This window comes from Streptomyces sp. NBC_00075, assembly GCF_045041225.1.
Lineage (GTDB): Bacteria > Actinomycetota > Actinomycetes > Streptomycetales > Streptomycetaceae > Streptomyces > Streptomyces adonidis.
The window spans coordinates 4,291,750-4,310,591 of record NZ_CP108243.1; the positions used below are offsets into that span (position 1 = coordinate 4,291,750).

Below are 18,842 nucleotides of genomic sequence, written 5' to 3' on the forward strand. Positions count from 1 at the left end.
TGTCGCCACTACGCCTTGCCGCCACGGCGGCCGGCCCGCCACAGCTGGTACAGATGCTTCGCGCCCGGCCGTACGAAGCGGGCGAGCATCGTGAGGAACGGCAGCGGGTCGTCACCCGCGAGCCAGGCCAGTTCCGTCCCGCTCGCCCGGGTCGGTGCGTGCGGCGTCGTGTAGCCGCTGCGCCGATAGGCGAGGAGGGCGGGCAGGTCGATGTTCTCCACGATGTACCGGTGCCCGGCGCGCTGTTCCCCCTCCGGAACGGTGCGCCCGGTCAGATCGAGATGCATGGCCCGCACGACGTCCACCCCCGACTCGCTCTCGAAGAGCCGGAACTGGGCGCCCATCCGCGGGTTGAAGTCGAGAAGCTTGTACTGTCCGTCGCGCCGGTCGAAGCGCAGGTCGAGATCGATGATTCCGGTGAAGCCGATCTGTTTGATGAAACGTGCGGCGAGGTCCGCGAGTTCCGGATTGTCGACGACGTACGCATTTGCCGTCATTCCCGCGTGCGGCGGCCAGGAACGGACCTTCACGCCCGTGAACAACGCGCGCGGATTCGAGTCCGCGTCGAAGTAGGCGTGCACGATCCAGTCCTCGGCCTCCTCCCGGGGCAGATACTCCTGAAGGATCACACCGGGACGCTCACCCCAGTCGCGGGCCAGGGACAGCAGCGCCTCCCGGCTCGCGATGCGCGTAGTGCCGTTGACGGCGGGCCGGGCGCGCCGCACGAACGCCTCCCGGTTCTTGGCCACCAACGGGAACCGGGCCGTCCGCGCGAACCGCTCGATGTCCTCGTACGACTGCGGGAACGCGGCGGCCGGAGTCGGTATGCCGTGCTCCACGCACAACTCGTGCAGCCCCTGCTTGCTGGCGAGCCGCCGCGGCAGCGCCGCCTCCACGCGCGGGAAGAGAAAGGCGTCCCCCAACTCCTCCTGCCGCTCGGCGATCAGTACGGCCGCCTCCTCGTCCGTGGGAACGAGGAGAGCGGGACGCCCGATCCGTCGCCCGATCCGCAGCAACCCCTCGACGAGCCGCTCCGGTTCCTCGGTCCCGGTGGTCGGCCAGACGAACGCACGCCGCAGATAACGCGACGAGGCCGCGGGCGTGTAGCGGTCCTCGGTGATCGCGTACATCGGAACGCCCAGCCGTCCCAGACTGCGGATGGCCCCGACGCCTCCGTGGTGCAGCGGATAGTCACCGAACTTCACGATCAGCGCCGGTACGGCATGGTCGGCCGAAAACGGCACAGTGCTGCTCCTGGCCACGGGTCCCCCCACGTGTCCCCCCTACGGACCGGACCCACCCCGTCCGTGTCCCCCCAAAGGACGCTAAGCCGGAATCACCCACTCCGGACAAGGCTTATCCGGACATTACGAACTCTTTAGACACTGGGGACACTGCCCCGAGCCCGCAACTCACCCGTAACCTGTGGCGCGACCACATGGCCACACGGCACGACACACGAGAGCGAGGCAGCACCCCATGCCCCCCTTCGATGTCCCCGAGGGCGACCCCTTCGGCCCGCACAACCTCCCGTACGGCGTGTTCACCCCGACCGGCTCCACGGACCGCCGGGTCGGCGTCAGGCTCGGCGACCACGTCCTGGACGCGGGCGCCGCCGCCGCCGCGCTCGGCTCCCCCTATGTCTCCGTACTGGCCCGCCCGACCCTCAACCCCCTTCTCGCCGCAGGCCGTACGACCTGGTCCGACATCCGGCGCGCCCTCACCGCCTGGGTCACCGTCCCGTCCCACCAGGAGACCGTCGCCCCGTTCCTCCACCCCCTCTCCTCGGTGAGCCTGCACCTCCCCTTCGAGGTCGCGGACTACGTCGACTTCTACGCCTCCGAGAACCACGCCCGGAACGTCGGCCAGATCTTCCGCCCCGACGCCGCGGACTCCCTGACCCCCAACTGGAAGCACCTGCCGATCGGTTACCACGGCCGCTCGGGCACGGTCGTCGTCTCCGGCACGGAGGTCGTACGTCCGTCGGGCCAGCGCAAGGCCCCCACCGACCCGGCCCCGCTCTTCGGCCCGTCGGTCCGCCTGGACATCGAGGCGGAGGTCGGCTTCGTGGTGGGCACACCGTCACCCATGGGCAGCGCCGTGCCCCTGTCCGCCTTCCGGGACCACGTCTTCGGCCTCTGCCTGCTGAACGACTGGTCCGCCCGCGACATCCAGGCCTGGGAGTACGTCCCGCTGGGCCCGTTCCTGGGCAAGTCCTTCGCCACGTCCGTCTCGGCGTGGATCACCCCGCTGGACGCCCTGGAGGACGCCCGGGTCTCCCCGCCCTCCCGCACCCACGCCCCGCTCCCCTACCTCGACGACGCCGAGGACGAGCCCGGCGGCTACGACCTGCGTATCTCCGTCGCCGTGAACGGCCACACCATCTCCGAGCCCCCCTTCTCCACGATGTACTGGACGGCCGCACAGCAACTCGCCCACATGACCGTCAACGGCGCGTCCCTGCGCACCGGCGACCTCTACGGCTCGGGCACGGTCAGCGGCCCCACCGAACGGGAACGCGGCTCCCTCCTCGAACTCACCTGGAACGGCACCGCCCCCATCGACCTCCCCACCGGCAAGCGCACCTTCCTGGAGGACGGCGACGAGGTCACCCTCACCGCCTGGGCCCCCGGTCCGGGCGGCACCCGCGTGGGCCTGGGCGAGGTGACGGGCAGGATCACTCCGGCAGGCTGAGCGCAGCGCCCGGAGCAGCGGGGCCGGAGAAGCGGGCGGGGCAAGCGATTCGGCGCCGCACGGGAAGGGGCCCCGAACGCGCCCCGGCCTCGCCCCGCGCTCCCCCTCTCCGTCCAGCCCCTACATCCAGTCCTCCGGCTCGGGCTCCATCTCCATCTCGGGCCAGTCGTCCGGCCCCAACTGCTCGGCCCGCGCCCCGGATCCCGCACCCCGGCCGCTGTCACTGCCCGAAGAGCCTGATCTGAAGCCGGACTTGGAGCCGGACCTGGAGCCGGACGCCGAGACGGTCTCCGGGACCTGTGGAGCGACCGCGGACACCTCAGGCGCCTCGCCCAGTGCCGAAAGCGCCCCCAACACGCCCTCCCCGTACGTGGCGAGCTTCTTCTCGCCCACCCCGCTGATTCCGCCCAGGTCCGCCACGGACCGGGGCCAGACGCTGACGATCTCCCGGAGCGTGGCGTCATGGAAGATGACGTACGCCGGAACGCCCTGCTCGCGAGCCTGTTCGGCGCGCCAGGCCCGCAGGGCCTCGAACGCCGGCTGTAGTTCCTCGGGCAACGCGACAGCCGCCGCCTTCGCCTTCTTCTCACTCCGGCCGCCGGAGGCCGTGCGCGAAGTCGCCGCCTTCTTCGGCTCCTTGCGCAGCGGCACCTCCCGCTCGCGCCCCAGCACGGCACCGCTCGTCTCGGTCAGCACCAGCGTGCCGTACTCGCCCTCGACCGCGAGCAGCCCCTGGGCCAGCAACTGCCGTACGACACCGCGCCATTCGCCCTCGGACAGTTCCTCTCCGATGCCGAACACGGAGAGCTGGTCGTGGTCGAACTGGATCACCTTCGCCGTGCGCCGCCCGAGCAGGATGTCGACGATCTGCACCGCGCCGAACTTCTGCCGCCGCTCACGATCCAGCCGCCAGACCGTGGACAACACCTTCTGTGCGGCGACCGTACCGTCCCAGCTCTCCGGCGGGGTCAGGCAGGTGTCGCAGTTGCCGCAGCCGCCCGGCACCGGGTCCTGGCCGAAGTAGACGAGCAGTTGCCCGCGCCGGCACTGCACCGTCTCGCACAGCGCCAACATCGCGTCCAGGTGCGCCTGCGCACGGCGGCGGAACGCCTCGTCGCCCTCGCTGCCCTGGATCATCTTGCGCTGTTGTATGACGTCGTTCAGTCCGTAGGCCATCCAGGCCGTGGACGGCAGTCCGTCACGGCCGGCGCGGCCCGTCTCCTGGTAGTAGCCCTCGACCGACTTGGGCAGGTCGAGGTGGGCGACGAACCGGACGTCCGGCTTGTCGATGCCCATCCCGAAGGCGATGGTCGCCACCACGACGAGGCCGTCCTCGCGCAGGAAGCGCGACTGGTTCGCCGCACGGGTGCCCGAGTCCAGGCCCGCGTGGTACGGCACCGCCCGGACGCCGTGGGCGGCGAGGAACTCCGCCGTGCGCTCCACGGAGTTGCGCGAGAGGCAGTAGACGATGCCGGCGTCGCCGTCGTGCTCCTCCTTCAGGAAGGTCAGCAGCTGCTTCTTGGGGTCGGCCTTGGGCACGATGCGGTACTGGATGTTGGGCCGGTCGAAGCTCGCCACGAAGTGCCGGGCGTCCGGCATGCCGAGCCGCTGGGTGATCTCCTGGTGCGTCGCGTGCGTGGCCGTCGCCGTGAGCGCGATCCTCGGGACGTCCGGCCAGCGCTCGCCCAGCAGCGACAGCGCCAGGTAGTCGGGCCGGAAATCGTGGCCCCACGACGAGACACAGTGCGCCTCGTCGATGGCGAAGACGGCGATCTTCCCCCGGGAGAGCAGGTCCAGGGTCGAATCCAGTCGCAGCCGCTCCGGAGCCAGATACAGGAGGTCCAGCTCACCGGCCAGGAACTCGGCCTCCACCACCCGCCGCTCGCCGAAGTCCTGCGTGGAGTTCATGAACCCGGCCCGCACACCGAGCGCCCGCAGCGCGTCCACCTGGTCCTGCATCAGCGCGATGAGCGGCGAGACGACGATCCCCGTACCCGGTCTGACCAGGGACGGAATCTGGTAACAGAGCGACTTGCCGCCACCGGTCGGCATGAGGACGACGGCGTCGCCGCCCGCCACCACATGATCGATGACCGCCGCCTGCTCGCCGCGGAAGGAGTCGTACCCGAAGACCCGGTGCAGCGTGGCCAGCGCTTCGCTGTCCCCCGCCCCGGCCGCCGATCCGACGACCGTGCCCGGACCCTCGCCCGCTTCCGTCATCACACCCGACCCGCCCATCACGCTCATCGCGCTCATCGTCGTGTCCCCCGTACGTCGCGCCTCGACCACTGCGTCCACCATAGGGGCCCGCACCGACAGCCCCGGAGTTATCCACAGGCTGTCCCGCCACACCTGCGGCCCGTGTCACCGGCGCCCTCGGCCGTACCGGGGTGTTCAGCCCAATGGCCGCTTCGCGTGGCGGCCCCGAACACCCCGGGACATGCTGCTCGGGCGGGACGAGGGGGAGGCCCGTACAACGGACCGGCGCCCCGCGCGCCCTCGGACCGGCGCCCTCCGGAGCGCCTCTCCCGCTCAAGGAGTCCCCACATGCCCCGCAGCCGGCTCAAGGTCACCGTCGCCCTCGCCACGGCCGCCGCGTCCCTCTCCCTGGCCGTCGCCCCCGCGCACTCCGCGCCGAGCGATCCCGTCGACCCCGCGGTCTGGACCGAGCTGGCCAAGACGCTCGAAGGCACGGCGAAGTACCAGTACGCCCCGTTCGCCGTCACGGACGGCTACAGGCCCGCCTTCTGCTCGGCCAGCCCGACGCTCGGCGGGATGGGCCACCACTACATCAACGAGAAGCTCTACGGTTCACTCGATCCGGCGAAACCGGCCGCTCTGCTGTACGAGGACCGGGTCAACGAGGACTGGATGGACGAGGCGTCCGACACGAGCTGGCTCGACGACATGGACGCGCTGGACGGAAGCGCCCCCACAGTGAGCGCCGCCCCCGAGTCACGCAGGCTGATCGCCGTCGAGTGGATCGTGGTGGACAAGGACCAGGATCTGACGACCGACGACGACCGCCCCAGCCTGTTCGGTGTCCCCTTCGACGGACCGATGCTCGGCCACGAGCCCGGTATGCCGATCCACTACGACCTGCACGCCTGGGTCTGGAAGAAGAACCCCAACGGCATGTTCGCCCGCTGGAACCCCACGGTGAGCTGCCCGGCCGCCTGACGGACCCCGGACACGCGCCGGCCCCGCTCTCACAAGGAGACCGGGGCCGGCACATTCCACAGAACTCGCTGCTCAGCGCACGAAGACGCCCGCCTGGTTGGCCAGGTCGAGGAAGTACTGCGGCGCCACACCCAGCACCACGGTGACCGCCACCCCCACGCCGATCGCCGTCATGGTCAGCGGCGACGGCACGGCGACGGTGGGTCCTTCGGGCCGGGGCTCGCTGAAGAACATCAGCACGATCACCCGGATGTAGAAGAACGCGGCGATCGCGGACGAGATCACACCGACCACGACCAGCGCGCCCGCGCCGCCCTCCGCCGCCGCCTTGAACACGGCGAACTTCCCGGCGAACCCGGAGGTCAGCGGGATACCGGCGAAGGCCAGCAGGTACACCGCGAACACGGCGGCCACCAGCGGCGACCGGCGTCCCAGCCCCGCCCACTTGGACAGATGGGTCGCCTCTCCCCCGGCGTCCCGCACCAGCGTGACCACGGCGAACGCCCCGATCGTCACGAACGAGTACGCGGCCAGATAGAAGAGCACGGACGAGATCCCGTCCGGTGTCATGGCGATGACACCGGCGAGGATGAACCCGGCGTGCGCGATGGACGAGTACGCCAGCAGCCGCTTGATGTCGGTCTGGGTGATCGCGACGATCGCGCCGCCCAGCATGGTGACGACCGTGACGCCCCACATGACCGGCCGCCAGTCCCAGCTCAGGCCCGGCAGGACGACGTACAGCAGCCGCAGCAGCGCGCCGAAGGCGGCCACCTTGGTCGCCGCCGCCATGAAGCCCGTCACCGGTGTGGGAGCGCCCTGGTACACGTCGGGGGTCCACATGTGGAACGGGACGGCGCCCACCTTGAAGAGCAGGCCCATGACGATCATCGCGGCGCCGATGAGCAGCAGTACGTCGTTGCCCATGGTGTCGGCGAGGGCCGGGTTGACGTCCTGGACGGTGCCGTCGACGACCTGGGCGATCGTCCCGTACGACATGGAGCCCGAGTAGCCGTACAGCAGGGCGATGCCGAAGAGGGTGAACGCGGAGGCGAAGGCGCCGAGCAGGAAGTACTTGACCGCGGCCTCCTGCGACATGAGCCGCTTGCGGCGGGCCAGGGCGCACAGCAGGTACAGCGGGAGCGAGAAGACCTCCAGGGCCACGAACAGGGTCAGCAGGTCGTTGGCCGCGGGGAAGATCAGCATGCCGGCGACCGCGAAGAGCAGCAGCGGGAACACCTCGGTCGTGGTGAACCCGGCCTTCACCGCGGCCTTCTCGCTGTCGCTGCCCGGTACGGACGCGGCCTGCGCCACGAACGAGTCGACGCGGTTGCCGTGGGCCTCCGGGTCGAGCCGCCGTTCGGCGAAGGTGAACAGCCCGACCAGTCCCGCGAGCAGGATCGTGCCCTGGAGGAACAGCGCGGGCCCGTCGACGGCGATGGCGCCCATCGCCGCGATACCGGCCTTGGTGGTGCCGTACCCGCTCGCCGCGAGCCCCACGACCGCGGCGAAGGCCGCGGTGAGAGCGACGACGGACACGAACAACTGCACGTAGTAGCGGGACTTGCGGGGCACGAAGGCCTCGACCAGGATCCCGACGATCGCCGCGCCGATGACGATCAGGGTGGGCGACAATTGCCCGTATTCGATCTTCGGCGCGTCGATCTTGGAGATCGGGTCGGCCGCCGTTGTCCACAGGCTGTGGACGGCTGATGCGCTCACTTGGCCGCCTCCACCTCGGGCTGGGGGTCCTTCTTCTGGACGTCGGACATGGTCTGCTTGACTGCCGGGTTGACGATGTCCGTCAAGGGCTTCGGGTAGACGCCCAGGAAGATCAGCAGCACGATCAGCGGCGTCACGACCACAAGCTCACGCACCCTGAGGTCCGGCATCTTGGCGACCTCCGCCTTCACCGGGCCCGTCATCGTCCTCTGGTAGAGGACGAGGGTGTAGAGCGCGGCGAGGACGATGCCGAAGGTGGCGATGATCCCGACCGCCGGGTAGCGCGCGAACGTGCCCACCAGGACCAGGAACTCACTCACGAAGGGCGCGAGGCCCGGCAGCGACAGGGTCGCGAGGCCACCGATCAGGAACGTGCCGGCGAGCACCGGAGCGACCTTCTGGACGCCCCCGTAGTCGGCGATGAGCCGCGAGCCGCGCCGCGAGATCAGGAAGCCGGCCACCAGCATCAGCGCGGCCGTCGAGATCCCGTGGTTGACCATGTACAGCGTCGCGCCCGACTGGCCCTGGCTGGTCATCGCGAAGATGCCCAGGATGATGAACCCGAAGTGCGAGATCGACGCGTACGCGACCAGCCGCTTGATGTCCCGCTGCCCGACCGCGAGCAGCGCCCCGTAGATGATGCTGATCAGCGCCAGTACGAGGATGGCGGGCGTCGCCCACTTCGACGCCTCCGGGAACAGCTGGAGGCAGAAGCGGAGCATCGCGAAGGTGCCCACCTTGTCGACGACCGCCGTGATCAGCACGGCGACCGGCGCGGTGGCCTCGCCCATGGCGTTGGGCAGCCAGGTGTGCAGCGGCCACAGGGGCGCCTTCACCGCGAAGGCGAAGAAGAACCCGAGGAACAGCCAGCGTTCGGTGTTCGTCGCCATGTCCAGCGAGCCGTTGGCCCGCGCGGCAGCGATCTCCGTGAGCGAGAAGTTCCCGGCCACCACGTAGAGGCCGATCACCGCCGCCAGCATGATCAGACCGCCGACGAGGTTGTAGAGCAGGAACTTCACGGCCGCGTACGAGCGTTGGGTGGACGCCGTTTCCTCGCCGTGCTCGTGGGCACGGTCGCCGAAGCCGCCGATGAGGAAGTACATCGGGATGAGCATGGCTTCGAAGAAGATGTAGAAGAGGAAGACGTCGGTGGCCTCGAAGGAGATGATCACCATCGCCTCGACGGCCAGGATCAGCGCGAAGAAGCCCTGGGTGGGCCGCCAGCGCGTGTTCCCGGTCTCCAGGGGGTCGGCGTCGTGCCAGCCGGCCAGGATCACGAACGGGATCAGCAGTGCGGTGAGCGCGATGAGCGCCACGGCGATGCCGTCCACGCCCAGCTCGTACCGCACCCCGAAGTCCTTGATCCAGGCGCGGGACTCGGTGAGCTGGTAGCGGTCGCCGTCCGGGTCGAAGCGGACCAGGACGATCGCGGCGAGCACCAGCGTGGCGAGCGAGACGATCAGCGCCAGCCACTTGGCGGCGGTGCGCCGCGCGGCCGGTACGGCCGCCGTGGCGATCGCCCCGAGGGCCGGGAGCGCCGCCGTCGCTGTCAGGAGGGGAAAGGACATCGGTATCAGACCGCCCTCATCAGCAGGGTCGCGGCGATGAGGATCGCCGCACCGCCGAACATCGAGACCGCGTACGACCGCGCGTAACCGTTCTGCAGCTTGCGGAGCCGTCCGGACAGGCCGCCCATGGAGGCCGCCGTACCGTTGACGACCCCGTCGACCAGGGTGTGGTCGACGTACACGAGGGAGCGTGTGAGGTGCTCTCCGCCGCGTACGAGGACGACGTGGTTGAAGTCGTCCTGGAGGAGGTCGCGCCGGGCGGCCCGGGTGAGCAGTGACCCGCGCGGGGCGAGGACCGGGACGGGACGGCGCCCGTACTGGGCGTACGCGAGGCCGGCGCCGATGACGAGCACGACCATGGTGGACAGCGTGACCGTCGTGGCGCTGATCGGCGGGTGTCCGTGCGCGTGCTCGGTGACGGGCTCCAGCCAGTGCAGGAAGCGGTCGCCGATGCTGAAGAACCCGCCCGCGAAGACCGACCCGAAGGCGAGCACGATCATGGGGATCGTCATGGACTTCGGGGACTCGTGCGGATGCGGCTCGTGGCCGTGCTCGTCGGGCTGCCAGCGCTTCTCGCCGAAGAACGTCATCAGCATCACGCGCGTCATGTAGAACGCGGTGATGGCCGCACCGAGCAGGGCCACGCTGCCGAGGATCCAGCCCTCGGTGCCGCCCTTGGCGAACGCCGCCTCGATGATCTTGTCCTTGGAGAAGAAGCCGGACAGCCCCGGGAAGCCGATGATGGCGAGGTACCCGAGACCGAAGGTCACGAAGGTGACCGGCATGTACTTCCTGAGGCCGCCGTACTTGCGCATGTCGACCTCGTCGTTCATGCCGTGCATGACCGAGCCGGCGCCGAGGAAGAGCCCGGCCTTGAAGAAGCCGTGGGTCACCAGGTGCATGATCGCGAAGACGTAGCCGATGGGGCCGAGGCCGGCCGCGAGGATCATGTAGCCGATCTGCGACATGGTCGAGCCGGCCAGCGCCTTCTTGATGTCGTCCTTCGCGCAACCGACGATCGCACCGAAGAGGAGCGTGACGGCGCCGACCACGGTGACCACCAACTGGGCGTCGGGCGCCGCGTTGAAGATCTCCCCGGAGCGGACGATCAGATACACGCCCGCAGTCACCATCGTCGCCGCGTGGATGAGGGCCGAGACCGGGGTCGGGCCCTCCATCGCGTCCCCGAGCCAGGACTGAAGCGGTACCTGGGCGGACTTGCCGCAGGCCGCGAGGAGCAGCATCAGGGCGATGGCGGTGAGCTTGCCCTCGCTGGTCTCACCGGTGGCTTCGAGGACCGGCCCGAAGGCGAAGGTGCCGAAGGTGGTGAACATCAGCATGATGGCGATCGACAGGCCCATGTCGCCGACGCGGTTGACCAGGAAGGCCTTCTTCGCGGCGGTCGCGGCACTGGGCTTGTGCTGCCAGAAGCCGATGAGGAGGTACGAGGCGAGGCCGACACCCTCCCAGCCGACGTACAGCAGCAGGTAGTTGTCGGCGAGGACGAGCAGCAGCATCGCCGCGAGGAACAGGTTGAGATAGCCGAAGAAGCGGCGGCGCCGCTCGTCGTGCTCCATGTACCCGATCGAGTACACGTGGATCAGTGAGCCGACGCCGGTGATCAGAAGGACGAACGTCATCGACAGCTGGTCGAGCTGGAAGGCGACGTCGGCCTGGAAGCCCTCGACGGGGATCCAGCTGTACAGGTACTGCGTCAGGGCGCGGTGCTCGGCGTCCTTGCCCAGCATGTCGGCGAAGAGGACCACGCCGATCACGAAGGAGGAGGCCGCGAGAGCCGTGCCGATCCAGTGGCCGACGGCGTCGAGCCGCCGACCGCCGCACAGCAGTACGGCCGCTCCGAGCAGAGGCGCCGCCACCAGCAGCGCGATCAGATTCTCCACGATTCAGCGACCCCTTACAGCTTCATCAGGCTGGCGTCGTCGACCGAGGCCGAGTGGCGGGAACGGAACAGCGACACGATGATCGCGAGCCCGACGACGACCTCCGCGGCGGCGACGACCATCGTGAAGAAGGCGATGACCTGGCCGTCGAGATTGCCGTGCATCCGGGAGAAGGCGACGAACGCGAGGTTGCAGGCGTTGAGCATCAGCTCGACGCACATGAAGACGACGATCGCGTTGCGCCTGATCAGCACGCCGGTGGCGCCGATCGTGAACAACAGGGCGGCGAGATAGAGGTAGTTGACCGGGTTCACTTCGACGCCTCCCCACTGTTCGAGCCCTTGCCCGGGCCGCTGTTGGTACGCTCCAGGCGGTCCTCGGAGCGCTGCTCCAGGGCCTTGAGGTCGCTGATGGCCTCGGCGGACACATCGCGGATCTGGCCGCGCTGACGCAGCGTCTGCATGACCGACAGCTCGGCGGGGGTGCCGTCGGGCAGCAGGCCCGGGATGTCCACCGCGTTGTGCCGGGCGTAGACGCCGGGGGCGGGCAGCGGCGGCAGGTGCTTGCCGTCCCGTACGCGCTCTTCGGCCATCTCGCGCTGGGTCTTGGCGCGCTCGGTGCGCTCGCGGTGCGTGAGGACCATGGCGCCGACGGCGGCCGTGATCAGCAGGGCGCCGGTGATCTCGAAGGCGAACACGTACTTCGTGAAGATGAGGCCGGCGAGGCCCTCCACGTTGCCGTTCGCGTTGGCCTGGCCGAGGCCGGTGAACTCCGTCAGGGAGGCGTTCCCGACACCCGCGACGAGAAGGATGCCGAAGCCGAGCCCGCACACCAGGGCCAGCCAGCGCTGGCCCTTGATGGTCTCCTTGAGGGAGTCCGCGGCGGTGACACCGACGAGCATGACCACGAAGAGGAACAGCATCATGATCGCGCCGGTGTAGACGACGATCTGGACGACGCCCAGGAAGTAGGCGCCGTTGGCGAGGTAGAACACCGCCAGGATGATCATGGTTCCGGCGAGACAGAGCGCGCTGTGCACGGCCCTCTTCATGAAGACGGTGCACAGGGCGCCGGCCACTGCGACGGTACCGAGCACCCAGAACTGAAAAGCCTCACCAGTGGAGGTGGAGTAGGCGGCGAGCTGTGCGCTCATGCCCCCACCCCCTCTTCCTCGGGCTTCTCGCCCTTGGAGACGGCCACTTGACGCACCGTGCCGGGTGCGGCCTCGGTGACCAGCCCCTGGTAGTAGTCCTGTTCGTCGGTGCCCGGGAAGATCGAGTGGGGCGAGTCGACCATGCCCTCCTCGAGTCCGGCGAGCAGCTGTTCCTTGGTGTAGATGAGGTTGGCGCGGCTGCTGTCGGCCAGCTCGAACTCGTTGGTCATCGTCAACGCGCGCGTGGGGCACGCCTCGATGCACAGGCCACACAGGATGCAGCGGGCGTAGTTGATCTGGTAGACCGCGCCGTACCGCTCGCCCGGGGAGTAGCGCTCCTCGTCGGTGTTGTCGGCGCCCTCCACATAGATGGCGTCCGCGGGGCAGGCCCAGGCGCACAGTTCGCAGCCGACGCACTTCTCCAGGCCGTCCGGATGGCGGTTGAGCTGGTGCCGTCCGTGGAACCGTGGGGCGGTGGTCTTCTGCTGCTCGGGGTACTGCTCGGTCAGCCGCTTCTTGAACATGGCCTTGAAGGTCACGCCGAAGCCGGCCACGGGGTTCTGGAAACCGGGCTTGGTCTCCTTGGGTTCCTCAGCCATCGGACGCCTCCTTTCCATCCAGAGATCCGTCACTGCCAGTATCCGGTCCACCACTGACAATCAACTCGCGCTCGCGGCGCGGGCGCCTGCGGGGCACCGTCTGTGCCTCCTGTCCCGGCAGTGGCGGTACGGGGAATCCGCCCGCCATCGGGTCGAAGGCGACGGGCTCGTCGTCGGCCGTCTGCGGTGCTTTGCCCCGGTCGCGGAACATGTCGGCCACGAAGGAGAGCAGGAGCAGGACGAGGACACCGCCGCCGACGTAGAGGGCGATGTCGGCGAAGTCGTAGTTCTCGTTGCGCAGGGTCCGTACGGTCGCGACGAGCATCAGCCAGACCAGCGAGACCGGGATGAGGACCTTCCAGCCGAGCTTCATCAGCTGGTCGTAGCGGACGCGTGGGAGGGTGCCGCGCAGCCAGATGAAGAAGAACAGCAGCAGCTGCACCTTGAGGACGAACCAGGCCATCGGCCACCAGCCGTGGTTGGCGCCCTCCCAGAAGGTGCTGATGGGCCAGGGGGCCCGCCAGCCGCCCAGGAAGAGCGTCACCGACACGGCCGAGACGGTCACCATGTTGACGTACTCGGCGAGCATGAACATCGCGAACTTGATGGACGAGTACTCGGTGTTGAAGCCGCCGACCAGGTCGCCCTCGGACTCCGGCATGTCGAAGGGGGCGCGGTTGGTCTCGCCGACCATCGTGATGATGTAGATGACGAAGGAGACCGGCAGCAGGACGATGTACCAGCGGTCGTGCTGCTGTTCGACGATGGTCGAGGTCGACATCGACCCGGAGTAGAGGAACACCGAGGCGAACGCGGCACCCATGGCGATCTCGTACGAGATCATCTGCGCGCAGGACCGCAGCCCGCCCAGCAGGGGGTAGGTGGATCCGGAGCTCCAGCCCGCGAGCACGATGCCGTAGATGCCGACCGAGGCGACCGCGAGGACGTAGAGCATCGCGATCGGCAGGTCGGTGAGCTGCATCGTCGTACGGGTGCCGAAGATCGACACCTCGTTGCCGGCCGGTCCGAAGGGGATGACCGCGATCGCCATGAAGGCCGGGATGGCCGCGACGATCGGCGCGAGGATGTAGACGACCTTGTCCGCACGCTTGACGATCAGGTCTTCCTTGAGCATCAGTTTGATGCCGTCGGCAAGCGACTGGAGCATGCCCCAGGGGCCGTGCCGGTTCGGGCCGATGCGCAGCTGCATCCAGGCGACGACCTTGCGTTCCCACACGATGGAGAACAGCACGGTGATCATCAGGAAGGCGAAGCAGAAGACCGCCTTGACGACGACCAGCCACCAGGGGTCGGTGCCGAACATGGAGAGGTCTTCAGCGGCGAGGTACGGGCTGCTCATGCCTCCACCTCCTTGGGGGCCTCGGAGGCGAGCGTCGCCGGGCCGATGCGGACGAGTGCGCCGGGCAGCGCCCCGGTGTCGGAGGCGACGCCGCCTCCGGTGGAGTTCAGGGGCAGCCAGACCACGCGGTCGGGCATCTCGGTGACCTGGAGGGGCAGTTCGACCGTCCCGGTGGCACCCGTCACGGCGAGCAGGTCGCCGTCCTTCACACCGGCTTCGGCGGCCGTGGGTGCGGACACGCGCGCGTGGGCGGCATGCCGGGTCCCGGCGAGCGCGTCGTCGCCCTCCTGGAGACGCCCCTGGTCGAGCAGCAGCCGGTGCCCCGCGAGCACCGCTTCTCCGGCGGCCGGGCGCGGCAACTGGGCGCCGATCTCCAGGGGGTTGGTGGCCCGCGCCCCGTCCCAGGCCCCGAGCCGGTCCAGTTCCTGCCGCGCGGTCCGCAGGTCCGGCAGGCCCAGGTGTACGTCCATGGCGTCGGCCAGCATCTGGAGCACACGCGCGTCGGGCGGTGCGAGACGGCGGGTCATCTGGTCGGGCTTGAGCGCGGCGTCGAAGAGACGGGCCCGGCCCTCCCAGTTGAGGAAGGTGCCCGCCTTCTCGGCGACCGCGGCGACCGGGAGTACGACGTCGGCGTGCTCGGTGACCTCGCTGGGCCGCAGTTCCAGCGACACCAGGAAGCCCACCTCGTGCAGGGCGTCACGCGCGCGTGCCGGATCGGGCAGGTCGGCGACCTCGACGCCGGCGACCACCAGGGCCCGCAACTCGCCCGCAGCGGCGGCCTCGACGATCTGGCCGGTGTCACGGCCGAAGCGGTGCGGCAGCTCGGCCACACCCCAGGCGACGGCGACCTCGTCCCGCGCGCGCGGGTCGGTCGCCGGACGTCCGCCCGGCAGCAGCGAGGGCAGCGCACCCACCTCGACGGCGCCGCGCTCCCCGGCCCGGCGCGGGATCCACACCAGCTGGGCGCCGGTCGTGGAGGCGGCCCGTACGGCGGCGGTGAGCCCACCCGCCACTGCGGCCAGCCGCTCCCCTACGACGATCACCGCGCCCTCGGTGCGCAGCGCCTCGGCGGCCTTCGCCCCGCTCTCCTCCAGTCCGAACCCGCTGCCGAGCGCGTCCAGCCACTCGGTCTCGGTGCCGGGGGCGGCGGGCAGCAGCGTGCCGCCGGCCTTCTCCAGGCCGCGGGTGGCGTGCGTGGCGAGCGAGTAGACCTTCTGCCCGTGTCCCCGCCAGGCCTTGCGCAACCGCAGGAAGACGCCGGGCGCCTCCTCCTCGGACTCGAACCCGACCAGGAGGACCGCGGGTGCCTTCTCCAGGGAGGTGTACGTGACACCCGTACCGTCGAGGTCGCGTCCGCGTCCGGCGACCCGGGCGGCGAGGAAGTCGGCCTCCTCGGCGCTGTGCACGCGCGCGCGGAAGTCGATGTCGTTGGTGTCGAGGGCCACGCGCGCGAACTTGCTGTACGCGTAGGCGTCCTCGACGGTGAGCCGGCCACCGGTGAGAACGCCCGCACGGCCGCGGGCCGCGAGGAGTCCCTGGGCCGCCGCCTCCAGCGCCTCGGGCCAGGAGGCGGGCTCCAGGACGCCGGCGGCGTTGCGTACGAGGGGGGTCTGGAGCCGGTCGGGCTTCTGCGCGTACCGGAAGCCGAAGCGTCCCTTGTCGCAGATCCACTCCTCGTTGACCTCGGGCTCGTTGGCCGCGAGGCGCCGCATGACCTTGCCGCGCCGGTGGTCGGTGCGGGTGGCGCAGCCGCCGGAGCAGTGCTCGCACACGCTCGGCGACGACACCAGGTCGAAGGGGCGGGAGCGGAAGCGATACGCCGCCGAGGTCAGCGCGCCGACCGGGCAGATCTGGATCGTGTTCCCGGAGAAGTACGACTCGAAGGGGTCGCCCTCGCCGGTGCCGACCTGCTGGAGCGCGCCGCGCTCGATCAGCTCGATCATCGGGTCGCCCGCGATCTGGTTGGAGAAGCGGGTGCAGCGGGCGCACAGCACACAGCGTTCGCGGTCGAGCAGCACCTGCGTGGAGATCGGGACCGGCTTCTCGTAGGTCCGCTTCTTGCCCTCGAAGCGGGACTCCGACTGGCCGTGCGACATGGCCTGGTTCTGGAGAGGGCACTCGCCGCCCTTGTCGCAGACCGGGCAGTCCAGCGGGTGGTTGATGAGCAGCAGCTCCATCACACCGTGCTGGGCCTTCTCGGCCACGGGCGAGGTGAGGTGAGTCTTCACCACCATCCCGTCCGTACAGGTGATCGTGCAGGACGCCATGGGCTTGCGCTGGCCCTCGACCTCGACGATGCACTGGCGGCAGGCGCCGGCCGGGTCGAGGAGGGGGTGGTCGCAGAAGCGCGGGATCTCGATGCCGAGCTGTTCGGCGGCGCGGATCACCAGGGTGCCCTTGGGCACGCTGATGTCGATGCCGTCGATCCTCAGCGAGACGAGATCTTCCGGCGGGACCGCCGCGTCGCCTCCTCCGGAGGGGGCGCTCGTGGTCACCGTCATGCGTTCACCTCCGTGCGGTCGGCCCAGGCCGTCGACTTGGCCGGGTCGAAGGGGCAGCCCCGGCCCGTGATGTGGTCCTCGTACTCCTCGCGGAAGTACTTGAGGGAGGAGAAGATCGGCGAGGCGGCGCCGTCGCCGAGGGCGCAGAAGGACTTGCCGTTGATGTTGTCGGCGATGTCGTTCAGCTTGTCGAGGTCGGACATGGCGCCCTTGCCGGCCTCGATGTCGCGCAGCAACTGCACGAGCCAGTACGTCCCTTCGCGGCAGGGCGTGCACTTGCCGCAGGACTCGTGGGCGTAGAACTCGGTCCAGCGGGTGACGGCGCGGACGACGCAGGTGGTCTCGTCGAAGCACTGGAGTGCTTTCGTGCCGAGCATGGAACCCGCGGCGCCCACTCCTTCGTAGTCAAGAGGGACGTCGAGGTGCTCGTCGGTGAACATCGGTGTCGAGGAGCCGCCCGGTGTCCAGAACTTCAGCCGGTGGCCGGCGCGCATCCCGCCGCTCATGTCGAGGAGTTGACGGAGCGTGATGCCGAGCGGGGCCTCGTACTGGCCCGGGTTGGTGACATGGCCGCTGAGCGAGTAGAGCGTGAAGCCCGGGGACTTCTCGCTGCCCATCGAGCGGAACCATTCTTTTCCTTTTTGGAGAATCGCGGGAACCGACGCGATCGACTCGACGTTGTTCACAACAGTTGGGCAGGCATAGAGCCCCGCGACGGCAGGAAAGGGGGGACGGAGCCGCGGTTGACCCCGGCGGCCTTCGAGCGAGTCGAGCAGTGCGGTCTCTTCACCACAGATGTACGCGCCCGCGCCCGCGTGCACGGTGAGTTCGAGGTCGAGTCCGCTGCCCAGCACGTTCTTGCCGAGATAGCCCGCCGCGTAGGCCTCACGTACGGCCTCGTGCAACCGCCGCAGCACTGGTACGACTTCACCGCGCAGATAGATGAAGGCATGCGAAGACCTGATGGCATAACACGCGATCACAATGCCCTCGATGAGGCTATGCGGGTTCGCGAAGAGGAGCGGGATGTCCTTGCAGGTTCCCGGCTCCGATTCGTCGGCGTTGACAACTAGATAGTGTGGTTTTCCATCACCCTGAGGAATGAACTGCCATTTCATTCCCGTAGGGAATCCCGCACCGCCGCGGCCACGCAGACCCGACTCCTTGACGTACGCGATCAGGTCGTCCGGTGTCATCGCGAGGGCCTTGCGGAGTCCCTCGTAACCCTCGTGCCTTCGGTAGACGTCCAGCGTCCAGGACCTGTCCTCGTCCCAGAAGGCCGACAGCACGGGTGCGAGCAGCTTCTCGGGGCTGGTCTCGTTGATCTCGGGTGCCAATGTCATCACTCCCCCTCCTCGGTGACGGGCCCCGCCGGGTGGGAGGGGTCGGACGCCGCCGTGTCCTGCGGCGCGTCGTGCGAACTGAGGTGCTCGGCGGGCGACGGGTCGTGCGGCCGCGTGCCCTTGGGAGCGCCGCCCCGGGGGTGGACCACGCGCGCGGGGCTCTCGCCCTTGGCCAGCCGGAGCCCGGTCAGCGAGGCGGGGCCGGCGCTGCCACTCGCCTCGACGGCCCCGTCCCGGGTGTCGGGGAAGCCCGCCAGGATGCGGGCGGTGTCCTTGAAGGTGCACAGGGGGGCACCGCGCGTGGGCTCGACCTGGGCGCCCGCGCGCAGGTCGTCGACGAGGCGCTTGGCGCTGGCCGGGGTCTGGTTGTCGAAGAACTCCCAGTTGACCATCACCACGGGTGCGAAGTCGCAGGCCGCGTTGCACTCGATGTGCTCCAGGGTGACCTTGCCGTCCTCGGTCGTCCCACCGTTGGCGACGCCTAGGTGCTCCTGGAGGGTCTCGAAGATGGCGTCGCCGCCCAGCACCGCGCAGAGGGTGTTGGTGCAGACGCCCACCTGGTAGTCGCCGGAGGGTCCCCGGCGGTACATGGAGTAGAAGGTGGCGACCGCGGTGACCTCGGCCGTGGTCAGGCCCAGTACGTCCGCGCAGAACCGCATCCCGGTGCGCGTGACATGGCCCTCCTCCGACTGCACGAGATGCAGCAACGGCAGCAGGGCGGACCTGGAGTCCGGGTAGCGGGCGATGACCTCGCGGGCGTCCGCTTCGAGCCGGGCTCGAACGTCGTCCGGGTAATCGGGCGCGGGCAGTTGGGGCATGCC

General features: G+C 69.4%; 14 protein-coding genes. 2 read left to right on the forward strand and 12 right to left on the reverse strand.

The features are described from left to right. Positions 1-8: 8 nt before the first annotated feature. Positions 9-1,244 carry an ATP-grasp domain-containing protein gene (locus OG787_RS18425; protein WP_369033568.1) on the reverse strand — a complete coding sequence of 412 codons (1,236 nt, stop codon included), beginning with the start codon at positions 1,242-1,244 and terminating at the stop codon, positions 9-11. 235 nt (positions 1,245-1,479) lie between these two features. Between OG787_RS18425 and fahA the strand changes: the two genes are divergently transcribed. Next, entirely contained in the window at positions 1,480-2,694 is a 1,215-nt protein-coding gene (fahA, locus tag OG787_RS18430) for a fumarylacetoacetase (protein ID WP_405535765.1), read from the forward strand. Between the two features lie 120 nt (positions 2,695-2,814). On the opposite strand, the gene recQ is transcribed toward fahA, so the two are convergent. Next, positions 2,815-4,932, reverse strand: a complete 2,118-nt coding sequence (gene recQ, locus OG787_RS18435; protein WP_405540522.1) for a DNA helicase RecQ — start codon at positions 4,930-4,932, stop codon at positions 2,815-2,817. A 309-nt stretch (positions 4,933-5,241) separates the two neighbouring features. Between recQ and OG787_RS18440 the strand changes: the two genes are divergently transcribed. Next, complete coding sequence (locus OG787_RS18440) at positions 5,242-5,874, forward strand: hypothetical protein (protein ID WP_405535766.1); 633 nt, start codon at positions 5,242-5,244, stop codon at positions 5,872-5,874. Between the two features lie 72 nt (positions 5,875-5,946). On the opposite strand, the gene nuoN is transcribed toward OG787_RS18440, so the two are convergent. Genes nuoN through nuoE form a run of 10 tightly spaced genes read right to left on the reverse strand, consistent with a single transcriptional unit; the run spans position 5,947 to position 18,839 of the window. After that, positions 5,947-7,596, reverse strand: coding sequence for an NADH-quinone oxidoreductase subunit NuoN (nuoN, locus tag OG787_RS18445; protein ID WP_405535767.1), 1,650 nt, complete (start codon positions 7,594-7,596; stop codon positions 5,947-5,949). Continuing rightward, positions 7,593-9,164: an NADH-quinone oxidoreductase subunit M gene (locus tag OG787_RS18450; protein WP_369033572.1), complete on the reverse strand. Its 1,572-nt coding sequence runs from the start codon at positions 9,162-9,164 to the stop codon at positions 7,593-7,595. The genes nuoN and OG787_RS18450 overlap by 4 nt, the downstream gene beginning before the upstream one ends. A 5-nt stretch (positions 9,165-9,169) precedes the next feature. After that, complete coding sequence (gene nuoL / locus OG787_RS18455) at positions 9,170-11,065, reverse strand: NADH-quinone oxidoreductase subunit L (RefSeq protein ID WP_405535768.1); 1,896 nt, start codon at positions 11,063-11,065, stop codon at positions 9,170-9,172. Between the two features lie 14 nt (positions 11,066-11,079). After that, positions 11,080-11,379, reverse strand: coding sequence for an NADH-quinone oxidoreductase subunit NuoK (nuoK, locus tag OG787_RS18460; protein WP_037929353.1), 300 nt, complete (start codon positions 11,377-11,379; stop codon positions 11,080-11,082). Beyond that, on the reverse strand, positions 11,376-12,218 hold the full coding sequence (locus tag OG787_RS18465; protein ID WP_369033574.1) for an NADH-quinone oxidoreductase subunit J: 843 nt from the start codon (positions 12,216-12,218) through the stop codon (positions 11,376-11,378). The genes nuoK and OG787_RS18465 overlap by 4 nt, the downstream gene beginning before the upstream one ends. Further along, positions 12,215-12,817: an NADH-quinone oxidoreductase subunit NuoI gene (gene nuoI / locus OG787_RS18470; RefSeq protein WP_369033575.1), complete on the reverse strand. Its 603-nt coding sequence runs from the start codon at positions 12,815-12,817 to the stop codon at positions 12,215-12,217. Before nuoI ends, OG787_RS18465 begins: the two co-directional genes overlap by 4 nt. Next, a complete protein-coding gene (gene nuoH, locus OG787_RS18475; protein ID WP_405535769.1) occupies positions 12,810-14,177 on the reverse strand; it encodes an NADH-quinone oxidoreductase subunit NuoH in 1,368 nt (455 codons plus the stop codon). The genes nuoI and nuoH overlap by 8 nt, the downstream gene beginning before the upstream one ends. Beyond that, positions 14,174-16,678, reverse strand: coding sequence for an NADH-quinone oxidoreductase subunit G (locus OG787_RS18480; RefSeq protein ID WP_369033577.1), 2,505 nt, complete (start codon positions 16,676-16,678; stop codon positions 14,174-14,176). Before OG787_RS18480 ends, nuoH begins: the two co-directional genes overlap by 4 nt. Beyond that, positions 16,675-18,024, reverse strand: a complete 1,350-nt coding sequence (nuoF, locus tag OG787_RS18485; RefSeq protein ID WP_369033578.1) for an NADH-quinone oxidoreductase subunit NuoF — start codon at positions 18,022-18,024, stop codon at positions 16,675-16,677. The genes OG787_RS18480 and nuoF overlap by 4 nt, the downstream gene beginning before the upstream one ends. Then, positions 18,021-18,839, reverse strand: coding sequence for an NADH-quinone oxidoreductase subunit NuoE (gene nuoE, locus OG787_RS18490; RefSeq protein WP_369033630.1), 819 nt, complete (start codon positions 18,837-18,839; stop codon positions 18,021-18,023). Before nuoE ends, nuoF begins: the two co-directional genes overlap by 4 nt. Between the last annotated feature and the right edge of the window lie 3 nt (positions 18,840-18,842).